Annotated in this window: 11 protein-coding genes; 4 read left to right on the plus strand and 7 right to left on the minus strand. The window is 60.1% G+C overall.

All coding sequences use genetic code 11. From position 1 onward, the window contains the following. Positions 1–11 precede the first annotated feature (11 nt). Entirely contained in the window at positions 12–977 is a 966-nt protein-coding gene (locus PV375_RS06500) for a magnesium transporter CorA family protein (RefSeq protein WP_332106623.1), read from the plus strand. A gap of 62 nt (positions 978–1,039) precedes the next feature. Continuing rightward, positions 1,040–1,834, plus strand: a complete 795-nt coding sequence (locus PV375_RS06505; RefSeq protein ID WP_332106624.1) for a sugar phosphate isomerase/epimerase family protein — start codon at positions 1,040–1,042, stop codon at positions 1,832–1,834. Here the strand turns inward: PV375_RS06505 and PV375_RS06510 are convergent. The 5 genes from PV375_RS06510 to PV375_RS06530 all read right to left on the minus strand — a co-directional run bounded on the left by PV375_RS06510 (position 1,831) and on the right by PV375_RS06530 (position 10,635). Then, entirely contained in the window at positions 1,831–3,066 is a 1,236-nt protein-coding gene (locus PV375_RS06510; protein WP_332106625.1) for an MFS transporter, read from the minus strand. The genes PV375_RS06505 and PV375_RS06510 overlap by 4 nt on opposite strands. Before the next feature lie 6 nt (positions 3,067–3,072). Then, positions 3,073–4,257: a cytochrome P450 gene (locus tag PV375_RS06515; protein ID WP_332106626.1), complete on the minus strand. Its 1,185-nt coding sequence runs from the start codon at positions 4,255–4,257 to the stop codon at positions 3,073–3,075. Between the two features lie 584 nt (positions 4,258–4,841). After that, entirely contained in the window at positions 4,842–7,136 is a 2,295-nt protein-coding gene (locus PV375_RS06520; protein WP_332106627.1) for a YhgE/Pip domain-containing protein, read from the minus strand. Beyond that, positions 7,136–10,045 carry an MMPL family transporter gene (locus tag PV375_RS06525; RefSeq protein ID WP_201613934.1) on the minus strand — a complete coding sequence of 970 codons (2,910 nt, stop codon included), beginning with the start codon at positions 10,043–10,045 and terminating at the stop codon, positions 7,136–7,138. The genes PV375_RS06520 and PV375_RS06525 overlap by 1 nt, the downstream gene beginning before the upstream one ends. Next, on the minus strand, positions 10,045–10,635 hold the full coding sequence (locus PV375_RS06530; RefSeq protein ID WP_201613932.1) for a TetR/AcrR family transcriptional regulator: 591 nt from the start codon (positions 10,633–10,635) through the stop codon (positions 10,045–10,047). The genes PV375_RS06525 and PV375_RS06530 overlap by 1 nt, the downstream gene beginning before the upstream one ends. Before the next feature lie 228 nt (positions 10,636–10,863). On the opposite strand from PV375_RS06530, the gene PV375_RS06535 reads away from it, so the two are divergent. Together PV375_RS06535 and PV375_RS06540 are read left to right on the plus strand one after the other, a co-directional pair. Beyond that, on the plus strand, positions 10,864–11,073 hold the full coding sequence (locus PV375_RS06535; protein ID WP_332106628.1) for a hypothetical protein: 210 nt from the start codon (positions 10,864–10,866) through the stop codon (positions 11,071–11,073). Between the two features lie 109 nt (positions 11,074–11,182). Then, positions 11,183–11,920, plus strand: coding sequence for a hypothetical protein (locus PV375_RS06540; protein ID WP_201613930.1), 738 nt, complete (start codon positions 11,183–11,185; stop codon positions 11,918–11,920). 68 nt (positions 11,921–11,988) lie between these two features. Here the strand turns inward: PV375_RS06540 and PV375_RS06545 are convergent, their stop codons facing one another. Next, positions 11,989–12,624, minus strand: a complete 636-nt coding sequence (locus PV375_RS06545; protein ID WP_332106629.1) for a vitamin K epoxide reductase family protein — start codon at positions 12,622–12,624, stop codon at positions 11,989–11,991. Then, positions 12,621–13,526, minus strand: a complete 906-nt coding sequence (locus PV375_RS06550) for a DsbA family protein (protein ID WP_332106630.1) — start codon at positions 13,524–13,526, stop codon at positions 12,621–12,623. The genes PV375_RS06545 and PV375_RS06550 overlap by 4 nt, the downstream gene beginning before the upstream one ends. Positions 13,527–13,544 lie beyond the last annotated feature (18 nt).

Below are 13,544 nucleotides of genomic sequence, written 5' to 3' on the forward strand. Positions count from 1 at the left end.
ACGCTGAGTGCATGGAACGCTTTCGGGTCTATGCGGATGGTCACCAACGGACGGTTGATTCGGCCGCAGATTTTTTGGCCAGGATGCGGTCAGACAGGTTTGATTTTGGTTGGATTGACCTCACCCTCGACGACACCGAGGCTCTGTCGCACCTGGCCGACGAACTCAATCTGCATCAGCTCGCCGTCGAGGATGCACTGAACACACACGAGCGTCCGAAGATCTCACGATTTTCTACCCATCTGCTGATGACGCTATCGGCTGCCCGCCTCGAAGAATCACATGAGGTTCAGCTGGCGCGTTGCACCACGTTTTTGCTGCCAAAACTGGTGGTGACGGTGCGTGAGCACGATTTCCCGATGGCCGAAGTGGCAGCACGGCTCGAAGCCAATGACGATCTGATCAGCTGCGGCGCCGGCTATATCGTGTGGGGCCTGCTCGACTGCGTGGTTGACGGCCACGTCGATGTGTTGGCCGAGGTGAGTGACCACACCGATGAGCTCACCGCCCTGATGTTTGACGATGCCCGCGCAACATTTGAGGTGCAAAAAACCGCGTTCGTGCTGCGCCGCTCAGTGCAGCGGATGCAGCATGTCACATTGCCGCTGCGCGAGGTGGTGAATACGTTGTTGCGCAACGATTCGCGCGTAGCGGTGCGCGGCCTCGAACCCTATTTCAGTGATGTGTACGACCACACCCTACACTCGGCCGAGTGGGCTGAGGGGCTGCGCGATCAGATCAGCATGATTCTTGAAACGAATGTGGCACTGCAAGGCAACCAGATGAACGAGGTGATGAAAAAGGTTACCTCGTGGGCCGCGATCATTGCCGTGCCCACGGCAGTTACCGGCTATTTCGGACAGAACGTCGAGTTTCCCGGGTTCGGCTCGGCGGAAACCTGGTGGGTGTCAAACATCCTGCTGGTGGTCATGGGCGTGGGACTGTATTGGCTGTTCAAGCGCAGCAACTGGCTCTAATCGAATCGGTGGTTTAGCGCGCGGGCACCAAGCTGTAACCAAGCACGCGTAGGCTGCACGGAATGATTCAACTTGGCATGAGCACCTCGTGCACTTTCGGCAGACCACTCGACACCTCGTTCAAAATCGCTAAGCGCACCGGTTTTGACGGGATCGAGATCATGGTGTCGACCGAGGCCGCTACTCGTTCGGCTGCGGCGATTCGTGCGCTGTCACGCAAACACGATCTGCCGGTGCTCGCTATTCACGCCCCGGTGCTGTTTTTTACGCAGTTTGTGTGGGGTACGAACCCCACGATGAAACTCGAACGTTCGGTAGATCTGGCGCGTGAGGTGGGGGCTGATGTGGTGGTCGTGCATCCGCCGTTTCGTTGGCAGACCACCTATGCACAGAGTTTTCTTGAAATTATTCGCCGGCTCGAGCGCGGTTCAGGAGTTGCGCTCGCGGTCGAAAATATGTTTCCGTGGTACGTGGGAGGTAATGGCACCCGCATGTATGCCCCCGGCATCAACCCGATCGAGATGGATTGCGACTCGATCACGATTGATTTTTCGCATGCCGCGCTGGCGGGCCAAAACTGTCTTGAGATGACTCGGGATGCAGCCCACCGGCTGCGGCACATCCATCTGTGTGATGGCCAGGCCCCCGGTTCGAGTGGAAAAATTTTTGACGAGCATCTCGCACCCGGCGAGGGTGGACAGCCGGTTGCCGAGGCCCTGCAGTATTTGCGTGACACGCAGTGGTCGGGGCATGTGGTTGCCGAGGTGAACACGCGCGGTGCCAAATCGGAAACCGAACGCCTACGCATCCTGCGGCGCACGGTCGAGTTTGCGCGCCGTCACCTGGGGCAGATTTAACCGGCCGTAGCCTCGCCAGGCGTTTCGCTGTCGTCATCGGGTCGCGGTGGCTGCCAGTCTCGCGCCATCCAGAGCGGAATCGCAGCGCACAGCACAATAGCCGCCGCGATAACGAGGGTTAACAGGGGTTCGACTGCGGCAACGAGAAAACCTCCGAGCAGGCTGGCAGCTGGCATCACGCCGATGGTAATCACCGTGATTGCAGCGGTTCCACGGCCCAATTGCTCGGGCTCAATTACGAGGGCGGGAATACCAGAGCCCAAAACATTGCCCACAGTAAACCAGAGCGAAAATAAGAAGGCACCCGCTGCCAGTACCCAAAACCCGTAGTCGGGTATGAGGATTGCTGCTGGTGTAATAAGTGCGCTCAGTCCAGCGAGACCAACTGCCAAGAGTTTGCCCCGCACCTCGGTGAAACGAGTACGTAGCGGTGTGACCATGACGGCACCAACAAGCCCGCCAAGAGCTGTGGCGACGCCGATTAGCGGAATGTTTCCTGGCTCCACCCCCACGTAGTCAAGGGCAAAGTAGATCAGTGCGACAGCACTCACCATGGTCGCACTATTGGCAAGTCCGTTTGAGAGCACCACGGCTGAGAGACCCCGTGTCGTCAGCACTCGGCGCACGTTCCAGGCCGATTTGGTGTCGTTCGTGGCACGTTTTCGAGTGGCCTGCCCCGTATGGCGCTTGGGGATGAGCATGCCGAACGTAACTGCGCTGATGAAGTACCCCAGTATCCCGCAGATGAAAACGGCCGGCTGCGACAGCAGCCGCAGCAAACCGCTCACCAGGGCGGGGCTGCCGACTCTTGCGATGGCGCTTGCTGACTCGACTCGTTGCATGGCTTCGGGCACGTGTTTGCGCCCGACAGTATCCGGCAAGAGCGCCGCCCGCCCAGTGTTGAAAAGTGCATCACCAAGCCCTAAGAACGCCATCCCCACTAGGAAGAGTGCTGCCGACATGACGCCGGCGAGCAATCCGATTCCTAGGAATGAAATGATGCAGATTCTTAGTAGGTTTCCGATCAAGAGTGCCCGGCCAGGGCCCATTCGATCAACGGCCGCCCCGATTTGCTTTGCAAAAAGAAGGAACCACAGAAAAGGCATGGCGTTGAGCAAGCCAAGGAGCTCAGACTGCATGCTCAGCACCGTGACAGCAATCAACGGAGCTAGCGAGCGGACGAGGTCGTCACTCGCCCCTTCACCGAGACTGGCCACAAATATTCGCTTCATCTGCGTTCATCTCTTCACAACTCGATACGACAACCCTTCGGGTGTTTGCGCGTTCTGTGTCAGAACCCTGACCGATTGAAGATCAACTCGCGCGGAAATGTTCGACGACCACTGAAGTATTCCCAAGAGAAACCCCGCGATGACACGGACAGTTGCATTCCTTCCCGGGCATGTTCGCTTGCCCGCGCCAAACGCAAGGAAAGCCTGGTTGTTGTCGCCTGGGAATTTGGAGATCCATCGTTCGGGAACAAACTCGTGTGGCCTAACAAAATTGACTGTACCACGTTGCACCAGAAACGGACTCATTGTGACAGTGCCCCCACGGGGCACAGAGAAGCGATTACATACAACCACGTCGCGAAGCGCCACCCTGTCTAACAGCCATGTTGGCGGGCGCAGCCGAAGGCTTTCCATCACGACAGCATGTATGGAGGGAATATCATCCAGAGAAACTTCATTGTCACCCACTGCTTCCGCCTCACGGTAAGACTTTGCGAGCCACTCCACATTCTGCAAGAGGTAAAAAATACACCAAGACATTGCAGCAGCCGACACTCGATAGGCTGCAAGCATAGCCCCAATTAACATCTCGGACGACCGACCCTTTGAATCCTCCGGGAGATTTTTAACGAGCGCATCACACGCGCTTCCAGGAGCGTATTCACCCTTGTCCATAACCCGACGAACTTCAGAAAGAGCTGCTTTATGGCGATAACCTATCGTAAGCCTCGCGGGCGTCGGCACCACACTTGGAAGGGCAAGAGCGTTACCGGTAACCCTGCCCAGGATACTGAGCAGTTTGTGACAGGCTAGCTCAAGACGTGGTTGCGCCTGCCCAAAAAGAAGCTCAGAGGCCGATCTCATTGCGACGCCGGCCACAAACGCCTGACCGCTAATGTCACAGGTGCAGCTACCACCCGGCCGTGCAAGACTATCCAACCCCAATTTGACATAGTCGCTAACTCTAGTGATTTGAGCGTCGGATGAACTGGGCGACAGAGGGCGGTGAAGGTTGCGACGCATCGCAAACCATTCCTCTCCCGGATCACTCACGCTTTCCGCGAGGAAGTTTTGGGTGACGCCGAAGTTTTTAGTATCAGCTAGTATTTCACGAGTTAGGTACAGATCAAAACAGAAGGCAACATTCTCAACGAAGAGATAAACATTTCCAAAATCTGCTTGATTCTTCAATAAAAATGCAAGTCTATCCTGATCATAGATTCGAATATTACCAATAAAGCTCGCCCGAAGAGCCGCGGAGCGGCTCGCCATCAAGCAAGAAAGCCGCCCCGCGGGCATTCAGCTCACCAAGAGTCACTCATAACCCCCAGCTACCCCTGCCATGCGTACCAGTGGTAGTGGCCGTAGGCACGTTTTCCATTTAGTACTCGAGCTGCTATATACTTTAGACGTGACATTCACTTCCTCATTGAAGCGCTAAAGTGGACACTCACCCCTTATCTAAAGGTGCTCGATCAGGCTAACTCTATCGCCTGATAAAACGCTGGCAATATTCACAAGAATCCATCCGTAATTTGAATCCGATTCATTAAATCGCTCACAAGTTCTCGAATTGCAGATTTGTGCGCCGTAACCTGGGACCGATTTAGCCGGCACGAACGGCAGCGGGGTGCCCGATCAAACTGAACGAGCACCCCAGATTCCACACCAAGTGACCCTGTTACCGGCAAATGACCCTCCTACGACAGGGTCACTTCGCAGTAAGAGGGTCATTTGCTAGTGGAGGCAGCGACAATAGGGCGACACCCCTACTGCTAGGCCTTCAACCGTGCCGCAATACCACTTTTGGGTTCGGTGACGAGCGCGGTGACTTTTGCTTTTCGACGGCTGCCAATCGCCACCGCCGTGATCGCCAGCGCGGCAAGCGTCACCAGAATCAACCCGGCCGCCGCAGCCACCACCGTTGCAGCATTACCGCCGGCATAGATCGCCTGGAGACCTGCCGAGGTCTGCCCAACGGGCAAGAACATCGACACCGAGCCAACCCACGGCGCCCGCCACTCAAACGGAATCACGCCGCGCAGCGTCAACAGCTGTAGCAGCAGCACACTCAGCGACACGATCGCCGCATTACGCCGCGCCCAGAACACTGCAAACATCAGGTGGAGCGCCGAGGATGCGAAACCAGCCAGCAGCGCGAACAGCAGCGTTCCACCGATCGCCTGCGCCGGAACATCCATCACCAGATGCGCCAGCGCGGCAAGTGCCAGCGCCACAATCATCACCGGGGTAAACACCCGGCGGATACCGGCAATGAGGATGCCCATATTCGAAACGCTCGAATCGAGCAGATCATCGGTGAGCATCCGGCGCCGAATCGCGGTCACAAAACCGGCAACCCAAGCACCCACCGGCACCAGCATCGCGGCGAGGATGCCACCAAAACCGGGGTTGTGGGTGACGGTACTGGTGCTCTGCACCGGCTGCGACACCATCTCAGCGAACCGATCCGTGTCGCTGATCGCGCTGCGCGCCTGGTCAGCACCGTCCTGCAGCGAAGACTGCATCTTGCCGGCGCCGTCGTGCAGCTGACCGATACCGTCCTTAATTTGGCCGCTGTTTTCATCTAGTTGCTGAGCACCGTCAGCGAGCTGATCAAGACCGCTCGACAGCTCGCCAGCACCGTTTGCCAGCTGCGAGGTGCCATCGACCAGCTGCCCGCCGGCGCCCGAAAGCTGCTGGCCGCCGCCGCTGAGCTGGCTGGCGCCACTCTGTAACTCACTCCCGCCATCGGCGAGCTGGTTACCGCCCGACACCAGCCGGTCACCGTTGCTCGCCAGCTGTGAGCTACCGTCGGCCGCCTGTGTCACTCCGTCCGCGAACTGGTTCAGACCACCAGACAGCTGCTTCAGCTGCGGGCCGGCATCCGATAGCTGCGCGAGGGCTTGGTCGGCTTCGTCGAGAAACTGTCGAACTTCATCCGGGTTGAAGCTGCCCGCTTGCAGCTGTGCGATGAGTGTGTCAACCGATACCGTGCATTCGGCCTGCAAATCTGGATCGGTAATGCGCTCGCAGATGCCGTACAGCTCGCTCGCGTCGAGCTCCGAGAGCCGATCGAATACACCTTCAACCTGCCCCAGCTGCTCACGCACCCGGTCGGCACTGCCTGAAATGCCGTCAAGTTTGTCGCCCACCGAGTCGATTCGACCGCTGGCTTCCCGCAACTGGTCGGCGCCACCGGCCAGCTGCTGCAGGCCGCCATCGAGCTGCTTCACGCCGTCCACATACTGTTTCACGCCGCCGACATACTCGTCGACACCGCCCACATACCGGTCGACACCGCCCGCAAGCTGCGAGGCACCGTCAACATACTGTTCAACGCCGTCGACATACTGCCGCGCACCACTGTCGAGATCGCGGGCACCACCGGCGAGCCGACCAGCGCCATCCGCGCTCTGTCCGGCACCATCAGCCAGTTGCGCAGCACCATCGGCGTACTGGTCAAAACCGTTGCCGAGCTTGCCTGCGCCATCGGCCAGTTTTCCGGCGCCATTGGCTGCCTGCTGCAACCCATCCGCCGACTCGTTCACACCATCGGCGAGCCCAACCGCAATCTGATTGGTGATGTCCTGACCAAATTCGGCAATCATTCCGTCGAAGATTTGCTGGGTGACCTCGCCGGTGCGGTAGTCGTGCGCCTGACTGGTCACCATCTCGACCTTTGCGGGCTTGGGGTCACCGGTGCTCGCCGAAACAACCGACTCGGAGAAGTCCTTGGGGATGGTCACCACCACATAGGCGCTGCCCTCGTCGAGACGTTGCTGCGCCGTTTCGGGGTTCGCCAGCTGCCAGTCGTACTGACCGGCGTTATCGGGGTTGGTCAACCAGCTGACCAGCAACCGGCCGGCCACCACCTGCGTGGTCGAACCGTCCTTATTGATCTGTTCGACCATCTCGTCGTTGTTCACGATCAGCGCGGGCACCCGGCCCGAGGCTTCAGAGGTGCTGGCAACCGACTGCGCACCCACCAGAACCAGGATGATTGGCAGCAGGATCGCCAGCAGTAGGTTGCGCACACGCGCGGATGCAAATTGATTCTTGGTGGTCATTAGCGCAGCTCCTTTCCGATCAGCGCAAGTTCACGCGACTCACGCTGATGCGTTGAACGTGCGAGCGCGGTTTGGGTGGAGTGAAGATTGAGATGGCTGCCGCACACCACAACGGTGACAAGTTGGCCAGAGCGTTGGTTGACGGCGAGCAGGTCGATCGCACGCACAATATCGGCGATCAATGACTGGGTGGATGCGCTCCCCAACTGGCCGAGATCCACAACGAGCACCTCGGGTTGCTCGGCGAGCGTGATGCTCAGTTGTGCCACCGCTCGTGGCAGCGGTTCGAGGAGTTCAAGGCGGCTGGAGCGGTCGAGCCGGAGCGTTTCGCCCAGCTCGGCGAGCACCTCGTTGGCGCGCTGCAGGGCCGCGTTTGTTGCCACTGCCGGGGCTTCGGAACGGAACATTCGGGTGGCGAAGGCACCGTGACGGGCAAGTAGCTGTCCGAGGTCAAGGTCACGGCTACGGTCGTCGAGGTTACCGAGATCAACACGGGTTACGCGCGAGACGAGTGCGGGCGAGTCGCCGGGCAGTGACCGCCCGAGCACATGCCCCGAACCGCTTCCCTGCTCGAGGCGGCCGGCAATCGTGTCGGCGAGCAGCTTCCGATCGAGCGGGTCGCCACTGGCGAGCAGGATGCCGCCGGCTGGCAGTTCGACATCCAGCGGTTCGGTGCCGCGTTTACCCGCCCGCAATTGCAGCTGATCGAAAGCAATACCTGACGAGTGTTCGGCCGCCCAGCGGGCTGCATCCAGGTGCTCGCGCAGCTGTTCACCCTCAATATCGAGGTTCGGAAGCTTGCGCTCGAGCCACTTGGGAAGCGTCCAGGCGCGATCGCCGAATAGCGTCATCAGTGCCGGAACGAGCGTCATCCGCACCAGGAAGGCGTCGAAGAAGATACCGACAGCCAAGCCGAAGGCGATCACCTTGATCACGCCCGCACCCTCGGGCACGAAGGCCGCGAACACGAAAAACATGATCAGTGCCGCGGCAGTCACCACACGTGCGGCACCGGCGAAGCCCTCTTCAATGGCTTCGCGGGCCGTGTGCCCGTGCACGTACGATTCACGCATCCCCGAAACCAGGAACACTTCGTAGTCCATCGCCAACCCGAACACGATCGCCAAGAGCAGCACCGGTAGGAAGGCGATGATTGGTCCGGGCACGATGCCGAGAATTTCGCCAACCACTCCGTCTTGGAATACCAGCACGGTGAGACCGAACGCGGCGAAGGCCGAGAGCAGGAAACTTACCGCGGCTTTGATCGGCACCAGCAGCGAACGGAACACCATGGTCAACAGCACCACGCTGATGCCAACCACCACGCCGGCGAATGGCAGCAGCGCGCCGTTGAGGCGGTCGGTGATGTCGATCTGCACGGCGGTCATACCGGTCACCGAGCTGACGGCGTTGTAGTTGTCTTCAATCTGCGGTGCCAGGTCGCGCAGTCGCTGCACCGTGTCCATGGTTGCCGGGTCGTCGGGCCCGGTGGTCGGGATGACCTGGATGATGGCCGAGTCGACGGTCGGGTTTGGCAACGCATCCCCCGCCAGCTCAACGCCATCGACAGCGGCAACCTCGTCACGAATCTTTTCGAGGTCGTCGACCAGTGTGTCGTTGTCCATCTGGGTGATGTCGAGCATCACGAGCAGCGGGCCGTTCGTTCCCTCACCGAAGTGCTCGGTCACGATGTCGTAGGCGTCGCGCGCGGTGTTGCCCTCGGCCTCACCCTTACCGCTCGGCAGCGAAGTCTGCATGTGCAGGGCGGGAAGTGCGGCTACGGTGAGCAACCCGATGACGAGCAGCACGAATAGGATCGGTGCGCGCATCACGAGGCGAACCCAGCGTCGACCCATGGTCGGCCGTTTGTTCTGGCCGGTTTCGCGTTTCCACGCTCGCGAGCCCTCGCGGGGGCGCAGCCGCTCACCGGCGATGCCGAGCAGCGCTGGCACCAGCGTGAGTGAGACGAGCATCGCCATAAACACACCGGCCGCCGCGGCAATACCCATCACCGACAGAAAAGGAATGCCGACGATGGTGAGCCCGAACAGTGCCACCATCACGGTTGCACCGGCGAACACCACTGCCGACCCCGAGGTGCCGGTTGCCAGCGCCGCCGACTCGCTGGCTTCCATTCCGGATGCGAGCTGTTTGCGATGGCGAGAGATGATGAATAGGGCGTAGTCGATACCGACGGCGAGACCAATCATCACCGCCAGCATCGGGGTGGCACTCGACACGATGACGAATCGGGTGATGAATAGCAGCACGCCCATGGTCACCCCCACCGAGGTGATCGCGGCGGCCAGCGGCATACCAGCTGCCGCCACCGAACCGAAGGCGACAAACAGCACCAGAGCGGCAAATGCCACGCCCACCAGCTCGGTGGCGGTGAGACCGTACTCGAGGTTTTGGTACAGCATCCCGCCGTATTCGACCTTGAGGCCGTGGTCTTTCAGCTGATCGGCGACCTCCCGCACCTGGTCGGCGGGTTCTTCAAGCTGGTCTTTCGAAACCGATTCGAATTGCACCTGGATGATCGCGGCTTTGCCATCTTCAGACAGCGTGCCGGTGGCGTATTCGCTATAGGGGTCGAGTGCCTGTTCAACTCGCGGCACTTCTTCGATCTGTTTCGCGATGTCGTTGAGCTCGTCGCGATAGTTGTCGATGCTGTCGGATGCGGCCACCACTACCTGCGCGCTCTCGCCGGCAACCTGCGGGAAAACCTGTTCGAGCCGGTCGAGCGCATTCTGCGACTCGGTGCCGGGGATGTCGAAGCTCTCTTCCATCTGACCGCCGAGCGTCAGACCCAGCGTGAGCGCGGTCGCTAGTAGCACCAGCCACGCCGACAGCACCTGCCAGTGGCGTCGATATGAAAAATGCCCGATTCGGTAAAGAAGCAGAGCCATTACGCCTCCTGGGTCTGTTGGTGGTCGGTGGTTTCGGATGCGGGGCTCACAAGGCTGCGCAGCAGCTGCGCAGCAATATCGGGACTGAGTTCAACACCGGGCGAAACGGGTGGTTTGGAGGGGCCGTGACCGCTGAGCGCCTCGGATACCAGCACAAACGCAATTCCGGTCATGGCGACCGTCACTCGCAGCAGTGCGGTGTCATCACCGGGGGCGTACACCTGGGCGGCAAGTTCGAGCAGCTCTTGAATTCCGGTGAGTGAACAATTCTCGGGAAGCGCGTCGTGGTAGAACAGCAGCGCCGCCACGCCGTACGGGTTGGCGGCGACCACGTCGACGATTGTTTGCGGCAGATCGTCCAGTCTTCCGGCTTCATAGTCGCGAATCACTTGTGCAGCCTGCTCGTCGACCCGCTCGCAGGCGGAGGCGAGCAGGCCCTGCTTGCTGCCGAAGTGATAGATGATATTTTGTTTGGTGCATCCGGCACGCCCGGCAATATCTGCCAGTGACGAGCCCAAAAATCCTTTTTCGGCAAACTCCTGGAGCGCTATTTCTTGGATGCGCTCGCGCAGCTCACTACTGTCGCTCAACCAAGTTCCTTCCGTCTTGAGCGCTGCTGTTTCGCGGCAAACGGTGATCGGTCGCCGTTTGGCACCGGCACCGCCTCACCCCATCCACTTACCGATCGTAAAGGATGACTGGAAAATAGTAACGAACATCCTTACCGGTCGTAAAGTGAACTTTCAGCAACTTTCAAGCATCCGGCGCGCCCGGCGGCCATTCAGCCCACTGCATCCCCCGCCGATTAAGCTGAGCACATGCGCAAATTTCTGCTGAATGGTGGCATCATCAGCGCCACCCTCGGACTTCTCCCCCTCCTAAAAAAGACCTCAGATGACCGCAGCCGATCGGCAAAAGTCGCCGCCTGGCTCGCATGGAGCGCCACCCTCCTCGCCGCGGTTGCCGCGGTGCGTGAAGAGGTAGTTGAGGAGCGCGAGCGCGAGGAAGAGTCTCAAGCTGACCTTTAGACAACCTTGAAAAACACGCCAACACTCCGCGTGGCGGGGTAACGGCGCAGCCGCTTTCCCCGTAGTCTGCAGACTGAAGTGTCACATTAGGTCGAAGGAGGGGCTCGTCATGTTCGGCTGGTTCCGCAATCTCGCGAATCGTGCGTCGGCGACCGAAGCAACACCGCCGGCCCAGAACGAATCCACCACTCCCGCACCCTCGGTGCCCGAAGTTGCGCGCCCACAGCGCGAGACGCTGACACCCGCTGCACCAGCCGTAGCCGCAAACGAACCGGCTAGCGAACCGCAGCAGCTCCCGGCAGTCGATGCACCGACACCCGCCCAAGCTGCGGATGCAGAACAAACTCGCCGCGCCCGCCGCGCCGCCCTCACCCAGGGGGATGAACTCACCATCGAGGCGCCGAGCGAACCGGTAGCCGAAGAGCCCGCTGGCACCGAGCCCCCAGCCCAGCGACGCGGCATTGTGGCGGCACCTTCGACCCAGCCGGCCATGCCCATGAGTGCGCACCCCAACTTTGCCGGGCTCGAACTGGCTCGCTGGACCGACAACGGCCCGCAGCTGCTCGACCCCGAAGCCGCGCTCAGCCCCGAGATTCAACGCGAACTGTTCCACCTGTTCGACGACCTGTTCGGCCCCACCGGCCGCTACCGTCTCGAGTGGCGCGCCGACCGCCAGCCGGGTGACGACGCCATGTTCGCTGAAATGCTCACCGTCGACCTCGTGCGTCGCGTACAAAACGCCATCGCCGATACGGCCGAGCTGGAGCGCCCTGAGCCACTCCCTGAGCTCACCGCACGCCGCCACCAGCATCCGCACGGTGACTCTGAACTGCGGCAGGCAAGCTAGCGACGACAAAACGATGGCCTCGCACTCGTTTGAGTGCGAGGCCAAACTCTTGGATGCATCCAGTCGCGCTAGTAACGGAAGGCCAGGACGAACGCCTCCCCCATCCCCACTCCGATCATCGCAATCACGATGAGATACCAGAGCGCCACGACAACCCAGGCCCACTGTCCCAGCCGTGCACCGAGCGACACTGCCCCCTCGCCAAAGACGCCGTACCCGAGGTTCGAGATCGTCACCAGCGTCACCAGCGGAATGGTGAACGTCCAGATGATCATGCACCACAGGCAGAGTTTGCCGAGCTCAAAAACCGAAAAGATCTGCAGATAGGTGATCATTGCGGCGGCACCAATCAGGCCGAGCTGCAGCCCGATGAAATACCATCTGGGAAGTTTCGCACCGGCGAGCAGCACAACACCGGTGGTAATCACCACGGTGAATGACACGAGGCCAACGATCACGTTCGGGAAGCCAAAAATAGCTGCCGCATTCGAAAGCATCGCCGGACCGCAGGTGATGAACGGGTTGATATCGCAGATGAGTGCCGCATCCTTATCGGTGAGCAGATGCAGGTACTCAAGGTTGAGCATGAAGCTTGCCAGCAGCCCCGCGACACCGCACACCAACAGCACCCAGCCGATTGTGGGGCGCTGCAAGAGCTTTGGCAGTTCGGCAGGCTTGGTTACCGCCGCAGCTTCTCCCGTCATTCGCCCGACCCCTGCGTCTGGCCCGCTGATGTTTCGGTAGCGGCAGGAGTCTCGGTGGCAGACTTGTCGCTCTCTGCGGGCTTCGAAGTCTCGGTCGGTTCGGCCTTCGCCTTCGCTTCTTCTTCACTCAACCCGTCAAGCAGGTATTGGATCGTGGCGGGTGACGGCAGGTTTTGCAGCAGTTCGCCGTTGAGGCCGATGCTTGGCGTACCGCGCACTCCGCTGGAGCGGGCATCACGAGTGCGATCGAGGATCCACCAGTTGTAGTTCCCCTCTTGGATGGCTTCGATAACCCCCGAATTGCTCACCCCGAGGCCCTGCAGATGGGTTGCATAGTCGGCTTCGCCCCACGCAACCTGCGTCTGCGGTGCCACCTCGAACAGGTCATCCACGAACTGATAGAACTTTGCCGGCTCAGCTTCAGTCGCTGCAGTCATTGCCGAAGCGGCACGCATCCCGTAGTCGTCAACGAAGCGGATGAAGTGATACCGCACCTTGATCTTGCCGTCACCAATGAGCTGCTGATAGGTCGAGTCCATGGCGTTGTGATACTCGCGGCAGTGGGGGCACGAAAAATCGAGGTAGTAGTCGATGGTGTCGGAAGCATCCTGTTTACCGACGGTTACGCCGTCATTATTCAGCGCGATCGGCACCTCAACGTCCTTGCCGGCGGTATTCGTCACCTTGACATTGCCCGAGGCCTCGGGAACGTGACGGTTACCGAACCACTGCGGCGCCATGATCGCAAAACCAACGATGATCGCAACGACGACCAGGGCGCCGACGATCGTGCCCACCTGGGCGAGCATCCGCTGGCGACGTTTTTTTGCCTCAGCCTGCTGTCGCAGCGCGTTTGCCTCTTCACGAAGGCGGCGGATTTGGTCGCGGTCATTTTTGGCCATTGCGGGTGAAATTCCGTT

The organism is Gulosibacter sp. GYB002 (assembly GCF_036577665.1).
Taxonomy (GTDB): domain Bacteria; phylum Actinomycetota; class Actinomycetes; order Actinomycetales; family Microbacteriaceae; genus Gulosibacter; species Gulosibacter hominis.

What these genes read in the sequence shown, in the direction of transcription:
- PV375_RS06500 (WP_332106623.1), top strand. Translation starts at nt 12, where the DNA reads ATGGAACGCTTTCGGGTCTATGCGGATGGTCACCAACGGACGGTTGAT.
- PV375_RS06505 (WP_332106624.1), top strand. Translation starts at nt 1,040, where the DNA reads ATGATTCAACTTGGCATGAGCACCTCGTGCACTTTCGGCAGACCACTC.
- PV375_RS06510 (WP_332106625.1), bottom strand. Translation starts at nt 3,066, where the DNA reads ATGAAGCGAATATTTGTGGCCAGTCTCGGTGAAGGGGCGAGTGACGAC.
- PV375_RS06520 (WP_332106627.1), bottom strand. Translation starts at nt 7,136, where the DNA reads ATGACCACCAAGAATCAATTTGCATCCGCGCGTGTGCGCAACCTACTG.
- PV375_RS06525 (WP_201613934.1), bottom strand. Translation starts at nt 10,045, where the DNA reads ATGGCTCTGCTTCTTTACCGAATCGGGCATTTTTCATATCGACGCCAC.
- PV375_RS06535 (WP_332106628.1), top strand. Translation starts at nt 10,864, where the DNA reads ATGCGCAAATTTCTGCTGAATGGTGGCATCATCAGCGCCACCCTCGGA.
- PV375_RS06540 (WP_201613930.1), top strand. Translation starts at nt 11,183, where the DNA reads ATGTTCGGCTGGTTCCGCAATCTCGCGAATCGTGCGTCGGCGACCGAA.
- PV375_RS06545 (WP_332106629.1), bottom strand. Translation starts at nt 12,624, where the DNA reads ATGACGGGAGAAGCTGCGGCGGTAACCAAGCCTGCCGAACTGCCAAAG.
- PV375_RS06550 (WP_332106630.1), bottom strand. Translation starts at nt 13,526, where the DNA reads ATGGCCAAAAATGACCGCGACCAAATCCGCCGCCTTCGTGAAGAGGCA.